Origin of the sequence: Halomonas sp. YLGW01, from assembly GCF_014840935.1 — a bacterium.
Taxonomy (GTDB): domain Bacteria; phylum Pseudomonadota; class Gammaproteobacteria; order Pseudomonadales; family Halomonadaceae; genus Onishia.
The window spans coordinates 1498491-1518888 of record NZ_CP062005.1 but is presented as its reverse complement, the minus strand read 5'-3'; the positions used below and the strand labels follow the sequence as shown (position 1 = coordinate 1518888).

18 protein-coding genes are annotated in these 20398 nt (G+C 63.2%); 9 read left to right on the top strand and 9 right to left on the bottom strand.

The window, feature by feature from the left end; genetic code table 11:
* Positions 1 to 2: 2 nt before the first annotated feature.
* Positions 3 to 1184, bottom strand: a complete 1182-nt coding sequence (locus tag IEJ03_RS07045) for a polysaccharide export protein (protein WP_192036934.1) — start codon at positions 1182 to 1184, stop codon at positions 3 to 5.
* 588 nt (positions 1185 to 1772) lie between these two features.
* A complete protein-coding gene (locus tag IEJ03_RS07040; RefSeq protein ID WP_092523673.1) occupies positions 1773 to 1976 on the bottom strand; it encodes a cold-shock protein in 204 nt (67 codons plus the stop codon).
* 539 nt (positions 1977 to 2515) lie between these two features.
* Here IEJ03_RS07040 and IEJ03_RS07035 point away from each other — a divergent pair.
* Positions 2516 to 3478 carry a MurR/RpiR family transcriptional regulator gene (locus tag IEJ03_RS07035; protein ID WP_192036933.1) on the top strand — a complete coding sequence of 321 codons (963 nt, stop codon included), beginning with the start codon at positions 2516 to 2518 and terminating at the stop codon, positions 3476 to 3478.
* 73 nt (positions 3479 to 3551) lie between these two features.
* Positions 3552 to 4871 carry a pyridoxal phosphate-dependent aminotransferase gene (locus tag IEJ03_RS07030; protein ID WP_192036932.1) on the top strand — a complete coding sequence of 440 codons (1320 nt, stop codon included), beginning with the start codon at positions 3552 to 3554 and terminating at the stop codon, positions 4869 to 4871.
* 27 nt (positions 4872 to 4898) lie between these two features.
* Here the strand turns inward: IEJ03_RS07030 and hrpB are convergent, their stop codons facing one another.
* Together hrpB and pyrC are read right to left on the bottom strand one after the other, a co-directional pair.
* Positions 4899 to 7349 carry an ATP-dependent helicase HrpB gene (gene hrpB / locus IEJ03_RS07025; protein ID WP_192036931.1) on the bottom strand — a complete coding sequence of 817 codons (2451 nt, stop codon included), beginning with the start codon at positions 7347 to 7349 and terminating at the stop codon, positions 4899 to 4901.
* Positions 7350 to 7391: 42 nt separating this feature from the next.
* Positions 7392 to 8432, bottom strand: coding sequence for a dihydroorotase (pyrC, locus tag IEJ03_RS07020; RefSeq protein ID WP_192036930.1), 1041 nt, complete (start codon positions 8430 to 8432; stop codon positions 7392 to 7394).
* A 183-nt stretch (positions 8433 to 8615) separates the two neighbouring features.
* Here pyrC and IEJ03_RS07015 point away from each other — a divergent pair, with 183 nt between their 5' ends.
* Both IEJ03_RS07015 and IEJ03_RS07010 read left to right on the top strand, forming a co-directional pair.
* Entirely contained in the window at positions 8616 to 9071 is a 456-nt protein-coding gene (locus IEJ03_RS07015) for a hypothetical protein (RefSeq protein WP_192036929.1), read from the top strand.
* 78 nt (positions 9072 to 9149) lie between these two features.
* Positions 9150 to 9737 (top strand): outer membrane beta-barrel protein, encoded by a 588-nt coding sequence (locus IEJ03_RS07010; RefSeq protein ID WP_192036928.1) that lies wholly within the window; start codon positions 9150 to 9152, stop codon positions 9735 to 9737.
* 97 nt (positions 9738 to 9834) lie between these two features.
* Here IEJ03_RS07010 and IEJ03_RS07005 read toward each other — a convergent pair whose 3' ends face one another.
* Positions 9835 to 10539 carry a pseudouridine synthase gene (locus IEJ03_RS07005; protein ID WP_192036927.1) on the bottom strand — a complete coding sequence of 235 codons (705 nt, stop codon included), beginning with the start codon at positions 10537 to 10539 and terminating at the stop codon, positions 9835 to 9837.
* A complete protein-coding gene (locus IEJ03_RS07000; protein WP_192036926.1) occupies positions 10539 to 11342 on the bottom strand; it encodes an amidohydrolase in 804 nt (267 codons plus the stop codon). The genes IEJ03_RS07005 and IEJ03_RS07000 overlap by 1 nt, the downstream gene beginning before the upstream one ends.
* Before the next feature lie 191 nt (positions 11343 to 11533).
* Between IEJ03_RS07000 and rarD the strand changes: the two genes are divergently transcribed.
* Both rarD and sulP read left to right on the top strand, forming a co-directional pair.
* Positions 11534 to 12466, top strand: coding sequence for an EamA family transporter RarD (gene rarD, locus IEJ03_RS06995; RefSeq protein WP_192036925.1), 933 nt, complete (start codon positions 11534 to 11536; stop codon positions 12464 to 12466).
* 7 nt (positions 12467 to 12473) lie between these two features.
* Complete coding sequence (gene sulP, locus IEJ03_RS06990) at positions 12474 to 14186, top strand: sulfate permease (RefSeq protein WP_192036924.1); 1713 nt, start codon at positions 12474 to 12476, stop codon at positions 14184 to 14186.
* 142 nt (positions 14187 to 14328) lie between these two features.
* Here the strand turns inward: sulP and IEJ03_RS06985 are convergent, their stop codons facing one another.
* The 3 genes from IEJ03_RS06985 to glaH form a co-directional block, all read right to left on the bottom strand.
* Positions 14329 to 15159 (bottom strand): universal stress protein, encoded by an 831-nt coding sequence (locus IEJ03_RS06985; RefSeq protein WP_192036923.1) that lies wholly within the window; start codon positions 15157 to 15159, stop codon positions 14329 to 14331.
* A gap of 89 nt (positions 15160 to 15248) precedes the next feature.
* Entirely contained in the window at positions 15249 to 16445 is a 1197-nt protein-coding gene (gene lhgO / locus IEJ03_RS06980; protein ID WP_192036922.1) for an L-2-hydroxyglutarate oxidase, read from the bottom strand.
* Between the two features lie 65 nt (positions 16446 to 16510).
* A complete protein-coding gene (gene glaH / locus IEJ03_RS06975; RefSeq protein ID WP_192036921.1) occupies positions 16511 to 17491 on the bottom strand; it encodes a glutarate dioxygenase GlaH in 981 nt (326 codons plus the stop codon).
* Between the two features lie 229 nt (positions 17492 to 17720).
* Between glaH and csiR the strand changes: the two genes are divergently transcribed.
* The 3 genes from csiR to IEJ03_RS06960 all read left to right on the top strand — a co-directional run bounded on the left by csiR (position 17721) and on the right by IEJ03_RS06960 (position 20393).
* Positions 17721 to 18455: a DNA-binding transcriptional regulator CsiR gene (gene csiR, locus IEJ03_RS06970; protein WP_192036920.1), complete on the top strand. Its 735-nt coding sequence runs from the start codon at positions 17721 to 17723 to the stop codon at positions 18453 to 18455.
* 295 nt (positions 18456 to 18750) lie between these two features.
* Entirely contained in the window at positions 18751 to 19749 is a 999-nt protein-coding gene (locus IEJ03_RS06965; protein ID WP_192036919.1) for a TRAP transporter substrate-binding protein, read from the top strand.
* Between the two features lie 92 nt (positions 19750 to 19841).
* Positions 19842 to 20393 (top strand): TRAP transporter small permease, encoded by a 552-nt coding sequence (locus IEJ03_RS06960; RefSeq protein WP_192036918.1) that lies wholly within the window; start codon positions 19842 to 19844, stop codon positions 20391 to 20393.
* Positions 20394 to 20398 lie beyond the last annotated feature (5 nt).

Sequence of the window (20398 nt, the reverse complement as noted above, 5' to 3'; positions counted from 1 at the left end):
GACTACAGGCCTTCGAGTCCGCTGTTGGCATTAGATATTGTGATTGGAAGCACAGCCGTGGGCAACAATAGACTAATAACATTGTTCCAGCGCGACAGTGGCGCGGCCGTAACATAAACTACATCTTTTGGCTGTAGCGGGAAGTGAGTTCCCATGGTCAGCGCAGCGGCATTACTGATGTCTAACTGATAGACGGTAGCCAGCTTATCACTCTCAGGAGGCTGGACTCGTATCACGAATATTCCTGAGGGTTTTGCAGTTGTTTCAATGACACCGCCAGCTCTTGCCAGAGCCGTTGTCAATGTGATCCGCTCATTCCCGAGGGCCAAATTGCCCGGAGTGCGTACCTGACCGAGCACGGCGACATTCTGATTCTCAAGAGTCGATACATGGAGAACATCTCCATCCTTCAATAACAGGTTCTGTGTCTGGTCGCCCTGCCGCAACAAGGCATACAGGGAGATTTCCTGCTTACCGCCCTTTCGATTGAGTATCACACTGTGCCAGTTGGCATTCTCGGTGGCGCCACCGACTTGACTCATCGCGTCCAGAACCGTCAAGGGCACGCTGGTAATCGGCAAAGTTCCTGGCGTAGTGACTGCACCACTCACATAGACCTTCTTGGAACGGTAGACAGCAATATTCACTTCAACTTGCGGATCATTGATGTAGTTGGATAGCCTTATGGTAATTAGACGCCGAATCTCATCCAAGGATTTCCCTTCAACCTTCACACTACCGATATAGGGATAGAAAATCGTCCCATCCGGATGCACGGCATTACCTGTTTCTGCCGCGCTACGCTCGGCACCGGCCGGAATAGTAAGCTCCGGATGATCATAGACAATGATACTCAGGATATCCCCTGAACCGACAAGATATTGATAATCGTCAAGCTCTTGCTGAATCGCAGGGGGGATCAAGCTAGCAATATCGCCATTGATTTCTTTTCGGTAAGCCGCGACGAGTTCAGGCGTAATAGCCTGGATATCGACCAAGTCATCTATAGGAGGAGACTCTGTCTCATATCTAATATGCCCACCTGGCGCAAAAGCACAGCCTTGGGAAACCAGAATAACTACTAACAGTAACAGAGAAAGACTGATGGAAAGGTAAGACTTGCCAACTTTCCTTACTCGAATTACCTTTTCCTGAACTTCCTCATCACGGAAGATCAATTCCATCACGTACTCCCTTGCGAAATATAACCACGCTACCGCCACTGAAATCATATTTCAGCATTGGCCAAACGCTATAAATTCTTATCTTTTTGTACCGCCTCAGCCAGCAAAACAGACTGTCTGCTCCCTGTCGGACGGCCACCTTCGCCCATAACGCTTGGTTACAATATATGAAGATTGATTTCATAAGGTTACAAAAATACTTAGATTTCACACCATCATTTTCCTAATCAGATGAGGATGAGAAATCTAATCGGCATGCGCGCGCAGAAAGGAGTACCGCATGGGCGCCCGATGACAACATCAGATAAAAATATCTTTTTATCAATGCGTTAAAAGCAATCTTGGGAGAGGGGCAGGGGCTAATATCCCCTGTAGTAAAGCCAGAATGGATTGAACGCCAGATGAGCATCATTGGGCATGGCGTAAGAGGTGACGATAGAGCGAGCCAGCAGTTCGATCTGCCGTCAATGTAAAGACGTCTCAGCTTCTTCAACTACACCGACTGGACACAACAAGGCCCGCGTTGCGCGGGCCTTGTCGGATAAGGCTAGAAGCCTCTTATGCCTGGCGGTGCCAGGGCCAGCGACGTTACGCCGGCTGGATGTTCGAAGCCTGCAGGCCCTTCTGGCCCTGAGTCACTTCGAAGGTCACTTCCTGACCATCTTGAAGGGACTTGAACCCTTCCATCTTGATCTCGGAGAAGTGAGCAAAGACGTCATCACCGCCGTCAGACGGAGCGATGAAGCCAAAACCTTTTGCGTCGTTAAACCACTTAACTGTACCAGTTGCCATTTTTTACGATCCTTACGCATATAGCGCATTGATTCAATTGCCGGGTGTTACCCGATGAAGCAGTGGGTAAACAAGAAAGAAATACACCAGGACGATCGAAGGGATCGCTTACAACTGACGTTCTACTACTTGCTAACCAACTGCGCACACCATGACGTTTTTGCAGGCGACGGTCAACCCTCGCGTTTCTTGCCTGCCCTCTTGGCATTCAGGTTCAGTCCCAACGAGCTGGCAACGCCCGTCCGGTGGCGTTACCTCCCGCGCCCCCTCCCACGATAGCTATCTAGAACGAGGGGATAGCATCTCGTCTCGGAGCGCGACATGAGGGGCTTTTCAAGCCCCTCCCACTTCCAGAACCCCATCCACGGTGTCCATGGACGGACCGGCAATTGGCGCTGTAACGAGCATAAGCCCATGCATGCCCCCTGCATCATGGAGACGCTAAGGCCATACTCACCCGCCTTTAACGCAATTTTTTTTGCTTTATGGCAAATTTATGCCACCATAAATTGCAGAACCTCCCAACCTCGAGAGTCCCGATGCCTCCTCTACCTGTCGAGTCACCGAACGACGATCAACCCGCCTCTCCTCTGCCACCCAGCGATCTGTCGACGCTGGCAAGGCTGGTCGAGGCCGCGCGCCGCGGCGACCGACGCTTCCGGGGCATGCCGATACCTAAGCTATCGGCCCGGGCTATGACGCTTCTGGAAAGTTTCCTGGCACAACCCCACCAGGTCGGTCTGAACAGTATTTCGGCCCTGGCCGACGACCATGGCGTAAATGCCTCGACCCTGACGCGACTGTGCAAGGCACTGCATTTCGAGGGCTACAAGTCATTCCAGGGGCTCTTCCGCGAGGATCTCGCCGACAGCAGCTTCTACTCGAGCCGCGCTCAGCGCCTGATCGGTGATATCGAGCCGACGCCCGCCTCAGAAAGCGTCACTGCCTCCGATGATCCTCTCTATCTGGCCGAGCGGGACAATATCGATGCCTGCCTGAAGGGCCTCGATCCCGAGGCGCTCGAGGCCGCCTGCAGCCAGTTGCTGGCGGCACGCCGAATCCATGTCGTGGGGCTGCGTGCCAGCTTCGCCGCCGCTCATTACCTGGCCTACTACCTAGATTACCTGCGGGATGGCGTTGAGCTGATTGCCTCCACGGCCGGGGTCGATGTCGAGCGGGTGCTGGATCTCGATGAGCGCGATTGCGTGATCGCCATTGCCTTTCGACCCGAAAGCCGCGCCACCCTCGCCTATGCTCGCGCCGCCGCCGATCAGGGCACGCCGATTATCGGCCTGACCAATCATCCCCGGGGCGAAGTTCCGGGGTTGAGCAATCGAACGCTGGTAGCACCGGCGTCAGGCCCCTTCTTCTTCAACCCGATGGGCTCGCTGTTCTTGCTGGTCGAGATGCTGCTGTCTCGCCTGTCGACCCGACTGGGCCAGGACGCCATCAAGAGAATCCGCCGTCGTGAGGCGCTGATTGCCCGCCGCGGCGTCGAGTAACGAAAACCAGCACCTCATGTCACGCCACAACCACCAGACACCACAGACAAGAGCTACGCCTCAGGAGGCAACCATGCCGGCTCCCTCGTCCGCACAACATGCTCCGGCACCCGCCAGCACGTCGACGCTCACCCAGCGCCTGAACGCCGGCGAGGCGCCCCGCGCCTCGGACACCTTGCTGATCAACGAGCAGTCTCGCCTGCGCGAGGCCGGCGGTGAGCGCGTGATCAAGTTCGGCTTCGGCCAGTCACCCTTCCCGGTCTTCACGCCAGCCGTGAAGGCCCTGGCCGCGCATGCCGCCGACAAGGCCTACCTGCCGGTTCAGGGCCTCGCCTTGGCCCGGGAGGCGGTTGCCGCCTTTCATCGCGAGGTGGATGGCGTCGACTGGCAGGCCGACGAGATGCTGCTGGCTCCCGGCTCAAAGCTGCTGCTGTTCGCCCTGATGAAGGCGCTGCCCGCCGATGCCGAAGTCCTGATCCCCGACCCGGCCTGGGTGTCCTACGCGCCCCAGGCGCGGATGTGTCACCTCGCCACCCGGCGCCTGACCTGCAGCTTCGAGAGCCGCTGGCAGGTCACTGCCGATGCCCTCGAGGCCGCACTGGCCGAGACATCCACGTCGGACAATCGGGTACGCCTGCTGATTCTCAACCAGCCCAGCAACCCTACCGGCCTGTCGATGAGCCATGCCGAGCAGGCCGAGCTCGCCGCAGTCGCCCGGCGCCATGACCTGCTGGTGCTGTCCGACGAAATCTACGGTGTGCTGGATCATGACGGTAGTCATCGGGCCTTCGCCCTCGACTATCCGGAAGGCACGGTCACGACCACCGGGCTCTCAAAGTGGTGTGGCGCCGGCGGTTGGCGCTTCGGCGCGATGCATGTGCCGGCCCCCCTTGGGCAGGCGCTGTTTGCCCGCCTGCTCGGTATCGCGTCCGAGACCTGGTCGAGCGTCGCGAGTCCCGTGCAGGAAGCCGCCTGCATTGCCTACCAGCGCACCGCAGCACTGGATGCCTATATCAACCGTCAGCGTGAGATTCTCACCGAGATCGGTCAGTGGGCCGCCCACGAGCTAGATGCCGCGGGTATCCGCACCCATGCGCCCGATGGTGGCTTCTATCTGTATCCGGATTTCGAGGCTCACCGTGAGGCTCTGGCCAAGCGCGGAATTACTAGCGGCAGTGAACTGACCCAGGCACTGCTCGAGGAATGTGGTGTGGCGCTGCTGCCAGGCTCGGCCTTCGGTGCCCCGGCCGAGCGGCTGACGGCACGCCTGGCCTACGTCGACTTCGATGGCGAGATCCTGCTGGACACATCAGGCCCCGTGCTCGCGCATCCGGGGCTCGAGAAGATCCGCGACGGCATTCACACGCTGACTGCCTTCGTGAAGACGCTCTAAAGCGGATCAACCGACGGCTAGCGTTATCTACTGACGCCTAGCGTGCTTGGTGCGGGCGGTGGCCCGAGCGTCCCAGGGGTCCTCGGGCCAGGGATGCTTGGGGTAGCGCCCGCGCATGTCCTTGCGCACCTCGAAATAGCCGTTGGCCCAGAAGCTCGCCAGATCCCGGGTGACCTGCAGGGGCCGGCCCGCCGGCGACAGCAGGTGCAAAAGCACCGGCACCCGGCCACCGGCGATACGTGGTGTCTCGGCAAGCCCGAACAGCTCTTGGAGCTTGACCGCCAGCACCGGCTCGGCCCCGGTATAGTCGAGACGGATCCTGGAGCCACTGGGTACCGCCACATGGGTCGGCGCCAGGTCATCGAGCGCCTGGCGCTGCGGCCAGTCGAGCCGGTCGAGGAGGATTGACGCCAACGGCAGGCGGTCGAGCTTATCAAGCCGCCGTACACCCTCGAGATAGGGCGCCAGCCAGACCTCAAGATCGGCAAGCAGAGCCTCCTGGGACCAATCGGGCCAAGGACCGCCCAGGGTCTGGCGTAGCAAGGCCACCCGCGCTATCAGCTGTTCGGCGGCCGCATCGAGGGCCAGATGCCCGCGGCGACGGACCGCCGCCAGCAAGGCCTCCTGTACCGCCTCGGCGGGTAGTGTCTTCAAGGGTCGTCTCTCGAGTATCAGCTCGCCAAGCGAGCGCACTTCCTCACCGATCAGCCGCCCCTCCTCCTCGCTCCACTCGAGCCGGGGGCGAAACTCGCGCGCCTGCGGAAAGAGCACCTCGAGCCGCGACAAGGACAATGCCGCGCCGCGATAGATCTTCGCGCCCTGGGCCCGGCCATCCAGTTCCACCGCCACCAGCGCCTCGCCGTGAGCCAGCGGATGATCCGCCTCGAGCAGCGCCAGATTGCCGGCGGCCAGCTTGAAGCGCCCGGGCGACTGAAAGAGCGCGACCCGCTCGGGATAGGCCAGCGCCAGTAGCTCGCCAAGCGGCGCCATGGAGGATACCTTGAGGCCGCATGTGGCCACCCCGGCCAGGCGCTTGGCATCGCGATACCACTGCGACTCGGCACCTCGCGCGTCGCGACCGGGCAACCGCGACAGCGTCACCGCAAGATCACGCGCCTCACCGCCCGCGCGGGACTCGAGCAGCGCCGCCAGCCAGCAGGCCAGCGGCATGGCATCGAGCTCGCTTGCCCGTTCAAGCATCACCGCCAGGCGCGGATGGCAGGGCCAACGGCTGCAGCCACGCCCCAGCGTCGTCAGCCGATGGCAGTCATCGAGCACCCCAAGACGCACAAGCAATACGCGACCCGCGGCCAATGGCCCCGCGGGCGGAGGCGTGACCCAGTCGAGAGTCGCGGCATCCTGCACGCCCCAGCGCGCCAGTTCGAAGGCCAGCGGGGCCAGGTCGGCCTGGAGCATCTCGGGCTCGCCATGGGCCGGCAGGGGCTGCTCATCGGCCCAAAGCCGATAACACACCCCTGGGCCCTGGCGGGCGGCACGCCCGCGCCGCTGACCGGCGCTGGCCCGATTGAGACGCTGAGTCGCCAGGCGCGTCAGCCCGAGTCGCGGCTGAAAGACAGGTACCCGCTCGAAGCCACCATCGATCACCACCCGCACCCCATCGACGGTCACGCTGGACTCGGCGATGGCAGTGGCCAGCACCACCCGGCGCCGCCCCTGATCATCTCTGGTCAGCGCGCGTTGCTGCTCCGCAAGCGGCAAACGGCCGTGCAGCTCGAGCACCGCGACATCGTCGTCTGAGAGGCTGGACAGCTCCCGGCCCAGGCGACGAATCTCGCCAATACCGGGCAGGAATACCAGCAGATCGCCCTCATCCGCCGTCAGGGCCTCACGGACCACCGTCGCCTGCTGGCGGGCCGCCGTGTCACGGGAATTCACCGGCCGGTGATGGGTCGTCACCGGATAGGAGCGACCGGGACAGTCAATCAACGGCGTCGACTCCCCCAGAACACTCTTAAGCGACTCCACATCCAGTGTCGCCGACATCACCAGCAGGCGCAGATCCTCGCGCAGCCCCTGCTGCACCTCCAGGGTCAGCGCCAACCCCAGGTCCGCCTCCAGGCTGCGCTCATGGAACTCATCGAAGATGATCACGGCCACGCCCTCGAGCATCGGGTCATCCTGCAGGAGACGCGTCAGCACCCCCTGGGTGACGACCTCGAGCCTCGTATTGGGCCCCACCCGACTCTCGCCCCGCATGCGATAGCCCACCGTCTCGCCAAGCGACTCACCGAGCTGCTCGGACATATAGCGGGCGGCGAGCCTTGCCGCCACGCGACGCGGTTCGAGTAGCAGCAGCTTGCCTTGACGACACCAGGGCTCGTCGAGCAAGGCAAGCGGCACCCGGGTGGTCTTGCCGGCGCCAGGCTCGGCGACCAGCAGGACCCGGGTGTATCCGGCCAGCGCCTCTCGAATGGCCGACAGGCGATTCTCGATAGGTAGCGTGGGCGTGCCAGTCATAAGAATGCCGTCATAAAAATGCCGTCATAATGAATGCGTGTTTCAGGCGTCAGCCAGTTTCCAGGTCAGCGTCTCGCCCGCCATCAGCGGTACGATCACCTCATCGCCGACATACTCAAGCGCACCTGGCAGCTGCCAGTCTTCGCGGCTCAGGGTCACTGTGCCCTGGTTGCGCGGCAGCCCATAGAAATCCGGACCAAAGTGGCTGGCAAAGCCCTCGAGCTTATCCAAGGCCCCGGCCTGCTCGAAGGCAGTCGCGTACAGCTCAAGAGCCGCGGGCGCCGTGAAGGCGCCGGCACAGCCGCAGGCAGACTCCTTGGCCCCGCGGGCATGGGGCGCGCTGTCGGTGCCCAGGAAGAACTTGGGCGAACCGGAGGTCGCCGCCTCGATCAGGGCCGCACGATGGGTCTCGCGCTTCAGCACCGGCAGACAGAAATAGTGCGGGCGGATACCGCCGACCAGCATGTGGTTGCGGTTGAACAGCAGGTGATGAGCGGTGATGGTGGCGGCGACGTTATCCGGCGCCTGGCGCACGAAGCGCACCGCATCGGCGGTGGTGATATGCTCGAACACCACCTTGAGGGTCGGATGGCGCTCGAGCAGGGGGGCCATGACCTGCTCGATGAAGATGGCCTCGCGATCGAAGATATCGATCTCAGGCGAGGTGACCTCACCATGCACCAGCAGCGGCAGGCCGAGGCGCGCCATGGCGCCGATGGCGGCGTCGCAGTGGCGGATGTCGGTGACGCCGGAAGCCGAGTTGGTGGTGGCCCCGGCCGGATAGAGCTTGACCGCCTTGACCACGCCGCTGGCTACGGCCTGCTCGATTTCCTCGGCCGGGGTGTTGTCGGTGAGGTAGAGCACCATCAGCGGCTCGAAGCTCGAGCCTTCCGGCAGCGCCGCCAGGATGCGTTCCCGGTAGGCAAGCGCCTGCTCGGTGGTCGTGACCGGCGGTGTCAGGTTCGGCATGATGATGGCGCGAGCGAACTGGCGGGCGCTGTAGGGCAAGACGGCCTCGAGAGGCTCACCATCGCGCAGGTGAAGGTGCCAATCGTCGGGGGTGGTGAGGGTTAGCTGATTCACGGCGGGTCCTGTGTGGTAGATGGCGGCGCCTAGTATAACGTCTCGCCCTCCCCGCGTGGCCCCTGCCTCATCAGCCGATGTACCGAACCATCGATCGCTTCCCCGCCGACATACAGACTCGGCTTGCGACAAGCCCGTTAGTCTTACGTATCATGGAGGTCTTTACGCGGGGAGAGTCACATCATGCCAAGGGTTCGCCAGTCAGCCGATATCATTGCCGCCCTGGAGGGCGCCATGTGGCTGGCACTCGCCTGGTCGGTCAATTTTTCGATCTGGGAAGGCTCGACGATGCCGACGGTGGCCGCCATGACCCTGGTCGCCACCATCCTGCTGGTCAGCTGGGGCCACCGGCCGATGCGGGTTACCCTGCGTCGCTTCCGGGTCCGTCGTCGGCGCACCGAGATGCAGATGCACCTCTTCGCCCTGCCGCTGCTGATGGCGTTGTTCTTTGCCATTGTGGTCGAAGGGCTCCTGGTCACACCGCTGACCGGCAGCCAGAAGATGCTGCTGGTCAATGTACTGGCGAGCGCCGGCTGGGTCGTCTTCGTGCTGACGCAGGCCTTCAAGTCACTGTTGTTCATCCTGCGTAGCCGTTTCAGGACGAAGACCAAAGATGATGTCAAGGGCAAGGCGCACTAGATAAACCCGAGTCGCGGACTAAGCTTGTAGTCTATGAATGACCGACGCCACCTTGAGTGGAAAGAAGGCGAACTCCAGATGACGTCCCGCGCACCCTCCTCGCTGTTGACCGCTCTGGTGCTGACCGCCCTGTTCGCCACGAGCGCCATGGCGCCTGCAGTGAACGCCAACGAGAGCTCGATCTACGCCGACACCGGGGACGGGAGCATTGCCCTAGACAATGGCCTGACGGTTGGCGGGCGCGAGGTGGATTCCGGCGACGGCGCCATCACCGGTTTCCGGGTCATGGCGGGCTACTTCTTCTCCCGCTTGCCGCATCTGGAGTTTGGTGCCGAATTGGCCTACCTGGAAAGCGACAACGTCTCAGCCTCTCTGGATGGCTCCCCCACCTTGCTCGACACCACCAGCATCAATGGCAGCCTTCTGGCAGGGGTGAAGATGGGACGCCTGGGGCTCTTCGCCAAGTCTGGGCTCGCCGAATGGCGCGGCAGCATCGACGCCCCGGATAGCCGTGGTTCCATCAGCGGAACCGCGCCGATTTACGGCCTGGGCGCCAACCTGCGCCTGCTCCCTGCCCTGACCGGCCAACTGGAGTACGAGATCATCGATTCCAGTGATCTCGACCATCTGACCATGGCCACTGCCTCGCTGATCTACCGTTTCTGAGCGCACCTTCCGAGACCCCCACCGCGATTCGCCGGGCACTCCTGGTCGGGCGTAGCATGGTTCCGTGCAGCAATGACCAAGATAACGGTATATGCGCTTAGCGAAAGGCGTCGACCTCTTGCTGGGTCAACTCCCGCCACTCGCCAGGCGCCAGCGCCGCATCCAGGGTAATGGGGCCAATCGAGGAGCGGTGCAATGCCGTCACATGATGGCCGATGGCCGCGAACATACGCTTCACCTGATGATACTTGCCCTCGATCAGTACCAATCGCGCCCGCTGCGCCTCGCGCATCTCGAGTTCGGCAGGCTTGGTGGGCTGATCTTCACCGTCCAGCAGCACGCCTTCGCGGAAGGCCTCCACGGCTCGCCGGGCGGCCTCGCCCTCGAGAGGCTCGGCGAGTGTCACCTCATAGACCTTCTCGCACCGCCGCTTCGGCGAGGTGATGCGGTGCGACCACTGGCCGTCGTCGGTCATCAGCACCAGGCCGGTGGTATCCACATCCAGGCGACCCACCGGATTCAGGCGCTCGGCCTTGGGCAGATCGATCAGCTCATGGGCCAGAGGATAGAGCCCCCGGCGGGCGCTGCATTCAGCCCCGGCGGGTTTGTGCAGCATCACGTAGCGCATCCCGACCAGTGCCAGCGACTGGCCCAGCCAGCTCACGGCATTGTCCGGGCCGACTTGCGTCGCCGGGTTCTTGACCACGACCCCATCGACCATGACCTCCTCCCGGTGCATGGCCTTCTTGGCCAGGCTGCGGGTCAGGTCGGTGGTGTCGCTGAGAAACTTGTCCAAACGCATTAAAGAAATACCTCAAAATCATCGGCATCCCGCCAGGCGGGAAACTTGTCGCGAAACGCCTCGAGCGGTTGGCGCGGGAGGGTCGCGGTAGAGAGAAAAGCCTGATCGCGGGGACGGTCCAGGAGGGAGTCGCCCTTGAAGTCCACCAGCATGGAATCGCCTGCATAGGACAGGCCCTTGGCATCTTCGCCGACCCGATTGACGCCGATCACGTAGGCGAGGTTCTCGATCGCTCGCGCCGCCAGCAGGGTCCGCCAGGGATTCCGGCGCGGAGCCGGCCAGTTGGCGATACACAGGATCACGTCGTACTCGAAGTGCTCTTCCGCCTGCGGCTGCTGACGCATCCACACAGGAAAGCGCAGGTCATAGCAGACCGATAGCAACAGGCGAAAGCCCTTGAGCTCGACGATGGTGCGCTCGTTCCCGGCGCCATACCGCTCGTGCTCACCGGCCATGCGAAACAGATGACGCTTGTCGTAATGGGTGATGCTGCCATCGGGGCGGGCCCAGATCAGGCGATTGTAGCAGCTGCCGCCGTCCTCGATGGCCACGCTGCCGGTCATCACGCAGCCACGCGCCGTTGCCTGTCGCCTGAGCCAGGCGACCGTCGTGCTCTCACCCATCGGCTCGGCCATCTCCCGGGAGTTCATGGTGAAGCCGGTCGCGAACATCTCGGGCAATACGATTAAATCGGTGTCGCTTTCCCCGAGATCGCCGAGCAGCTCCTCGAGCATCGCGCAGTTGGCCGCAGGATCTTCCCAGCGCAGGTCGCATTGCACCAGGGTCGTTCTCAGATCGCTCATGCCATGCCCTCCATTGATTGGCTCGGATGCGCCATATCCTAACGGCCGCGCTTCCCCGTGTCGTCCTCTCAAGCATGACCAGCGGCCGCAACGAGCGCACGGGCCGGGCCTCGCGCGGATGACATCGGCTGGGGCTGATGCAAGCGGTGTGCTAGCTTAGGGGCTTTCAACAGCGAGGCAAGGACGCAGCCATGGGGCAACCAGCGACTTCCATGAACCGGGACCCGGAAGCCACCAAGGGGGTAGCGCTTGGCTTGGGCGCCTATGTGATGTGGGGCTGCTTTCCGCTGTTCTTCGCGCTCTTCGAGGGTGTGCCGGCCCTCGAGATCCTGACTCACCGGGTGCTGTGGTCCTGCCTGTTTCTGGTCGGGCTGGTCAGCCTGCTTAGGCGCTGGTCGCCGGTGATCACCGCCCTGCGTAGCCCCGAGCGACTCGGTCGGGTGCTGGCCTGTGCGGTGCTGATCGCCCTGAACTGGGGCATCTATATCTATGCCGTCGAAAGCCGTCAGGTGCTGCAGGCGAGCCTCGGCTATTTCCTGACGCCGCTGGTCAATGTAGCGCTGGGCATGCTGGTGCTGCGCGAGCGCATGCACCGCTTGCAGGGCGTGGCGGTGATTCTCGCGGGCATTGCCATCGCCATTCAGCTGGTGGGGCTCGGCGAGCTACCCTGGATCACGCTGGCGCTCGCCTTCTCCTTCGGCACCTACGGCCTGCTGCGCAAGCAGGTCCCGCTGGATGGCCTGTCGGGGCTCTTCGTCGAGACACTGCTGCTCTTCCCGGTGGCCCTCGCCGCCGTCGCCTGGCTAGGGGCTCAAGGCACGGGGCACTTCACCGACACCCCGGCCACCACCGCTCTGCTGATCACCAGCGGGGTGATCACCGCCCTGCCGTTGCTGGCCTTCGCCGGAGCCGCCCGACGGCTGCGCCTGGCCACCCTCGGCTTTCTGATGTACATCAACCCGAGCATCCAGTTCGGTATCGCCCTGCTGGTGTTTCATGAGCCGCTGGCACCGCAGCAACTGGCGAGCTTCCTGCTGATCTGGGCGGGCCTGGCACTCTACTCCTGGTCGGCCTGGTCATCCCGCGAACGCACGACTCCAGCCAACGCCGCCAGCCACAAGTAGAACCTCCATGTTGAAGCGCTATCTGCCCATCCTGACCTGGCTACCCCACTACACGAGCCGCCTGTTGGCCGCCGACCTGGTGGCCGGCATCATCGTCAGCATCATGGTCATTCCCCAATCGCTGGCCTATGCCATCATCGCGGGCCTGCCACCGGTCGTGGGGCTCTATGCCAGCATCCTGCCGTTGCTGGCTTATACGCTGTTCGGGACCAGCCGTACCCTGGCGGTGGGCCCGGTGGCGATCCTGGCCCTGATGACCGGCGCCGCCCTGGCGCCCATCGCCGTGGCGGGCAGCGCGGAATACCTGCAGGCGGCGATGGCACTGGCCCTGCTCTCGGGGCTGATGCTCACCTTGATGGGAGCCCTGAAGCTCGGCTTCTTCGCCAATTTCCTCAGCCACCCTGTGATTTCGGGTTTCCTCACCGCCTCGGGCCTGCTGATTGCCACCAGCCAAGCCGCCCACCTACTGGGTATCACCGCCTCGGGCTTTACCGTCGCCGAACTGTTGCCGGGGCTGCTTGCGGGGCTCACCGACACCCATGCGCCGACGCTTGCCATCGGAGCGGGCAGCCTCGCCTTCCTGGTGCTGATGCGTCGCCATGGCCGACAGGCCCTGCGAGCCCTTCGCCTGCCGGCGGGGGCCGCCGACCTGCTGGCCAAGGCGGGCCCGGTGTTCGCCGTGGTGCTGACCACGCTCATGACCTGGCACTTCGCGCTCGCCGAGCAGGGGGTAGCTGTGGTCGGCGACATACCCGGAGGATTGCCGCCCTTGACGTGGCCGGACCTGGAGCTTTCCCTATGGCAACAGCTGCTGGTGCCGGCCCTGCTGCTGAGTGTGGTGGGGTTCGTCGAGTCGGTGTCCATGGGCCAGATGCTGGCCGCCAAACGCCGCCAGCGCATCTCCCCCAACCAGGAGCTGATCGGGCTCGGCACCGCCAATATCGCCGCCGCCGTCTCGGCGGGCATGCCGGTCACCGGCGGGCTGTCGCGCACCGTGATCAACTTCGATGCCGGCGCACAGACTCCCGCCGCCGGCACCGTCGCGGCAATCGGCATCGCCCTGGTCACCGTAGGGCTGACGCCACTGCTCTATCACCTGCCGATCGCCACCCTGGCCGCCACCATCACGGTGTCGATCCTGACTCTGGTCGACGTGAAGATGATCCGCCAGACCTGGCGCTACTCCCGCAGCGACTTCACCGCCATGGCGGCCACCATCCTCCTCACCCTGGTCGAGGGCGTCGAAGCCGGCATCATCGCCGGGGTAGCGCTGTCGATCGGTCTGTTCCTTTATCGTACCAGCAGGCCCCACAGCGCGCTGGTGGGGCGTGTCCCGGGCACCGAACACTTTCGCAACGTGGCTCGCCATGACGTGGAGACCGACAGCCATGTCGCCTTGCTGCGCATCGACGAGAGCCTCTACTTCGCCAATGCGCGCTACCTAGAGGACACCGTCTACGCCCTGATCGCCAACCGACCAGAGGTCGAGCATGTGGTGCTGATCTGCTCGGCGGTCAACCTGATCGACGCCTCGGCGCTGGAGAGCCTCGAGGCCATCAACGAACGCCTCGAGGATTCCCGAGTCACCCTGCATTTGTCCGAGGTCAAGGGGCCGGTGATGGACAAGCTCAAGCAGAGCGACCTGCTGGACGGCCTGACCGGCCGTGTCTTCTTGAGCACCTATGCGGCCTGGTGCGAGCTGCGTCAGCGTCGCGACTGAATGCACTTATTACGCCAACAACAAGTCACGCCAACAACAAGGCCGCCGACCTCAGGTCGGCGGCCTTGTCGATCTTAGCGGCGAGCCCGGCTAAAGTGCGAATGGCCTTGCCCGGGAGCGGCAAGCGGGTTCGGGCGCCGCATCAGCGGTGCAGCAGCACCGGCTGGGGGGCGGCGTTTAGCAAATCGGCAGTGGTCGAGCCCTTGAGCCATTCGTGCAGGCGGCCCTCGCCGAAGGCCCCGATCGCGATCAGGTCATCTTCCTCGGCCAGCTCCAGCAGCGCGGGCACCGGCGCCCCTGCGACGGCATGGGTCTCCACCTCGACGCCATGGGCGGAGGCGAAATGCTCGACGGCATCCAACTGGCGTCTCGCTGCGCCTGGCTTCGTGTGCGCGCTCAATGCACAGGCCGGCAGCGCCAGCCGCTGGGCCAGCTCGAAGGCAACCGACATGGTGGCACGAGCCGGCGCACGGCCATCGAAGCCGAGCAGGATTCGCCGCGGCGGCTCGAATTCGACGCCGGCCAGCAGTACCGACTGGCTCGCCTGTCGCAACACCGCCTCGACCACCCCGCTGAGTCCCCGCGGCGTCCGCCTGCCCCGCGCGTCCCCATGGCGCCCCATGACGATCAGATCACTGTCCACGGCCGCTTCCAGCAGCACCTCCGCCGGGATACCAGAGGGATTCGCGGTGCGACAGGACACCCCGGCCTCCAGCGCCGCCCGAGCCACACCTGCCAGGGCTCCGGATCGAGAGGGCGAATGACGCGATATCGCTCGTGGTGGCATGGCATCGGCCGCCTGGAAGGCCAGCTGGCCGTCAAGGCGATAACTGCCAAGCGCTGCATCACGCGTGTCATTGACCTCTACGGCGAGCAGCTGCCCACCCAGGCGACGAGCCAGATCGACGGCCTGGGCGGCGGCCACCTGTGAGGCCGTGGAGGCGTTAACGGCCAACAGAATCGAGTGCAGCATGACCTGGCTCCCTGATCGCGGCGATAGCGTTTCAGGTATATGCCAGCCCCCGGGAATCCGCCAGCTCGATGCGACCCAGGTTTGGTGATTTACTGGGGCAGGCGCTGTCTGACTCGCTCGACGATATGCGCGCCGATCGGCAGCGCCGAGGTGGCGGCCGGCGACGGCGCATTGCAGACGTTCACGGTGCGCCGGGTGTCGACGAACAGGAAATCGTCGATCAGCTTACCCTCGCGGGACACCGCCTGGGCCCGTACCCCGGCCGGATAGGGCTCGAGATCCTCAAGCGTAAGGCTCGGGCAATACTTGCGCACTTCCTTGAGATAGCCCCGCTTGAAGAGCGAGTTCTTCATCTCGATCAGCCCAGGCCGCAGGTTGGCCTTGAGCACCTTGAGGATGCCCGGGTGAGTGAACATCCTGGCCATGTCGGGCAGAGAGATATCAGATTTCCGATAGCCTTCACGCTTCAACGCCAGCACGGCGTTCGGCCCCACGGTGACGCTGCCGTCGATCATCCGCGTCAGGTGGACGCCCAGAAACGGCATCGCGGGATCGGGAATCGGGTAGATCAGATGATTGACGATCTGGTGGTGCTGCTCGGGCAGGCGATAGTACTCGCCACGGAACGGGCAGATGGTGAAGTCCGGCGTCTCGCCCAGCATGCGTACCACCCGATCCGCCATCAGGCCCGAGCAGGTCACCAGAAACTTGCCGGGAATGGCACCCTCAGGCGTCTCCACCACCACCTCGTGGGAGCCCTCCTGGATGCCCACCACCTCGGTGGAATAACGAATTTCGCCCCCCATCCGCTCGAATTCAGCGGCCATCGCGCGCGTCACCTCGCCGTAGTCGACGATCCCGCTGGAGGGCACGAAGATCCCGCCCAAGCCGGTGATATTGGGCTCACGCTCGTAGAGCGCATCTGCCTCGAGCCACTCTCGCTCAAGGCCATTGGCCGCGGTGCGCTCCCACAGGGCCTGCATGCGCTCCATCTCCAGCGCGTTGGTGGCCACCAGCAGCTTACCGCACTCGTCATAGCGGATGTCGTGGGCATCGCAGAACGCCTTGGTGGCGCGATTGCCTTCGAGACAGAAACGCGCCTTCAGGCTGCCCGGCGTGTAGTAGACACCGGCATGGATGACGCCGCTGTTGTGGCCGGTCTGGTGCTGGGCTGGGCCCGTCTCCTTCTCGACCACCAGCAGGCGGCAATCGGGATAGGCCTTGGCCAGTTGCATGGCGGTGGACATGCCGAGAATGCCCCCACCCAGAATGATGAAATCGTACACCCGCATCGCCTCGCTGTTGGGAAGTGTCCTGCTCGTGAAGCCGTCTGGCAGTTTGCAGACGACGCCTAGCGCTGACGCGGCTGGCGTAGCGTCTTGGCGTGGGTGAAGTAGCCCCGCTGGCGCATCAGCTCCCGACGCAACTGGGGGTGAGGCGTGAAGCGGTCACGCCCGTGCAGCCAGAAATGGTTGTTGAGCAGCAGGAAGCTGCCAACGGGGACCGGCACCGAGAGGCGATGCTCGCTGGTTTCCAGGGAATCGGAGAGATCGGCGAGCCAGTTGCCCTCCTCGAAGTCCTTGGGCTGCACGAACTGATCGATATAGGACATGATCGGCAGCCCGTCACGATCGACATCGAAGACCGCATGGTAGATGTCCTTGTCGACCTTCTTGCTGGGCGGCGCCGTCCAGCGCATCTCGCGCCGGGCCAGCGGGTGATGATAGAAGCGCGACAGCCCCTCCCAGTCGTCCAGGTGCAGTAGCAGCGAATTACCGCCCTCCATGTGCTGCTCATCGAGCTTCATCATCAGCACGTAATCGGTGTCCTGCTCGACGAAGGTGCCATCGTTGTGCAGCTCCATGACCCGGTGCGGCTGACGCAGGTAGCTGTCGGACTCATCCACGTTCTTGACCACGAAGCGGGCATAGTACTGGCCGCTCATGGCGTCGAAATTGGAACGCCCCATCAGGTGCGCCACCGCGGTAGAGACCTTGACCATGTCCTCGGCCTGCTCGACCCGATCAAGCCCCTCGGGCGTCACCAACAGGCCTCCTGTGCGGCGGTCGACCAGGGTGTTGATCAGTAGCGGCTGTAGGGTATTGCCGCACAGATCATCCAGGAGCTTCGCGACCCGAAACCGCAGGAAGGACTTGTATTCCAGTGCCTGCACCGGCCACTCGGCCACCGCTTCGAGAAAAGCATCGACCACCCCGCGGTGCAGGGTCAGCTCGAGCAGGCGCGGCGACTGCGCCGACGGGGTGAGGGTGAAGCCCTCGAGAGGGTCAGGCTTCGGCACGAGTGTGGTGTCAAACGAAGTCAGGGCGGTCATCGGGGCCTCCAGAATGGATCAAAGCAAGCGGTGAGACCCTAGCGATTCACGGGGCTCACGGATGCTGGCGCACGAACGTCAAGCCTCGCCGCGCCAAAAACTACAATAATAAAAAATATCTACATTTTCTCTATACGTCAAAATAAATGCACTGCATCGTCTTATGCCCGCCCGGCTGGATTCGGTATCATGTCGCCACTTATTGACTCTCCCGTGATGGATAGCGCCTATGGCCCCCTCCTCTCCCCAGGACTCCTCTCCACACAAGCGCCCTGCACAGCAAGGCGAGCCCCGCCAGAACATGGGCATCAGTGCCTATGCCTGGCTGAAGCAGGACATCATTCGCGGGGTCTACCAACCGGGTGAGAAGCTCTTGATGAGCCGACTGAGAGAGCGGTACGCACTGGGCATCAGCCCCCTGCGTGAGGCGCTGTCCCAACTGGTCGCGGAGCATCTGGTGGTGGCCATCAGCCAGCGCGGCTATCGCGTGGCGCCCATGTCGGTCGAGGAACTCGACGACATCTACGACGCCCGGGCTCAGCTCGAGGCCCTGCTGGTGCGCCTGGCCATCGAGCGGGGCGACGATGCCTGGGAGGCCGAGGTGCTGGCCAAGGCGCACACTCTGGCCAAGGTGGCCGAGGTGCATGGCCCGGAAGAGATGCTGGAGCTCTGGGATCGTCGTCACCAGGCGTTCCACAGCGCCCTGGTCGAAGGCTGCGGCTCACGCCAGCTGCTGATGGCCCGGGAGAGCCTCTTCGACCAGGCCGCTCGCTATCGTCACCTGTGGTTGTGTCAGACGGTATTTTCCGACCAGGCGCTGGCCACCAAGCGTCAAGAGCATGCCGCCCTCGTCGATGCAATTCTCGCCCGGGATGCCGAAAGGGCCAGCGAGCTTACCCTCGAGCACATCATGACCCCGGTCCCGATCATCACGGACCTGATGCAGGCTCGCGGGCTGGTCTGACGACCGCCCGACCCTGCGCCATTGCTGCGCCCTCGCCGGCCGAGCAAATATTCTTGCCCTCGTCGGTGTCGCTTCCCTGCCCCGGCACCACACTGCCACCCAGCTGTCATAAATAAATTATCGACATTTTATTTTTAAAAAGCCGCCAATTAGTCGAAATATCGTTGACGGCCACCACTTCCTCAACCTAATCTTCCTCAAGTATCTTGGTCTCGACGCCTTCGTGTTATGCCCTGCATGGCACGAGATCGACGATGCCGACAATAACCTCACCAATAACAATGAGGACTTCTCGATGACCGCCAAGACCCTTGCCAGTGCCACCCTGGCCACCCTCGGTATGGCCGCTGCCACCCTGCCGTTGGCCATCAACGCTCAGGCTGCCACCGAGTGGGACATGCCGACGCCCTATGGCGATCGCACCTTCCATACCGTGAACATTCGCGAATTCGCCGATGACGTGCGTGAGGCCACCGATGGTGAGCTGGACATCACCGTGCATTCCAACGGCTCGCTGATCGGTCATGCCGAGATCAAGAACTCCGTGCGCCGGGGCATCGTGCCGGCCGGCGAACTGATCATGTCGCGCCTGGCCAACGAGAACCCGATCTTCGAGGTCGATTCCGTACCCTACCTGGCCGCCAACTACGAGGATGCCTGGACGCTGTGGGAGGCCTCCCGCGAGATCATCGGTGAGGAACTGGAACAACAGGGCCTTCGCCTACTGTTTGCCGTGCCTTGGCCGCCCCAAGGCATCTATGCCCAGCAGTCCATCGAGAAAATCGAGGACCTGCGCAACCTCAAGATGCGCGTCTACAACAGCTCCAGCGAACGACTGGCAGGGCTGGCCAACGCGGTGCCCACCCAGGTCAACAACCCCGACATTCCCACCGCCTTCAGCACCGGCCGTGTCGATGCCATGGTGACCTCGCCGACCACTGGCGCCAACTCCAAGGCCTGGGACTTCCTGAGCCATTACAACCACGCCCAGCTGTGGCTGCCCAAGAACATGGTGATCGTCAGCGAGCGCGCCTTCTCGCGTCTGGATGAGACCACCCAGCAGGCCGTCCTGGATGCAGCCGAGACCGCCGAACAGCGCGGCTGGGACATGAGCCGCCAGGAAACCCAGGATGCGGTCAAGGTCCTCGAGGAGAACGGCATCGCCGTCAGCGAGCCCACCCCGGAACTGGCCAAGGCCCTGGAAGGGATCGGCAGCATGATGACCGAGGAGTGGGTCCAGCGCGCCGGCGAACAGGGCATGCAGATCCTCAAGGCCTACCGCGACGCCAAGTAACGCCTTCCTGACCGTTAATCACTATCTCATCGGGATGCGCCGGCCACGGTCGGCGCTCTCCCTGGATGGCGACTCCTGCCCAGGTATTTCCCATGTCCTTTCGTCTTCGCCCAATATATGACCTCGGGGCCTATGGCGCGGCCTTCTGCCTGTGCCTGATCTGCACCCTGATTACTGCCCAGATCGTCGGCCGCCTCGTCGACAAGGCCGCCGCCCAACTCGGCCTCGACAGCCTGGGACTGGCCATTCCCGGCCTCTCCGATATCTCCGGCTTCCTACTGGTCGGCGCCAGCTTCCTCGGACTCGCCTACACCTTCGTCAATGGCGGCCATATCCGCGTGACCCTGCTAATCGGCCATCTGCCGGCCAAGGTCCGGGTCTTCATCGAACTGTGGTGCCTGAGCCTTGCGCTCTTGCTGTCGAGTTATCTGGCCTTCTACGAGTATCGTCTGCTGGCCGACAGCATCGCCTTCAATGAGACCTCCTACGGGCTGGTGCCGATTCCGCTTTGGATTCCCCAAGGCGTCATGCTCGCCGGCACCGCACTGTTCTGCCTGGCGTTGTTCGAGGCCTGGCTGTCCACCCTGACCACTGCCCTGACCCGGCCCGCGACCTTCACGGTCGATGATGGCGGCCACGAATAAGCGCG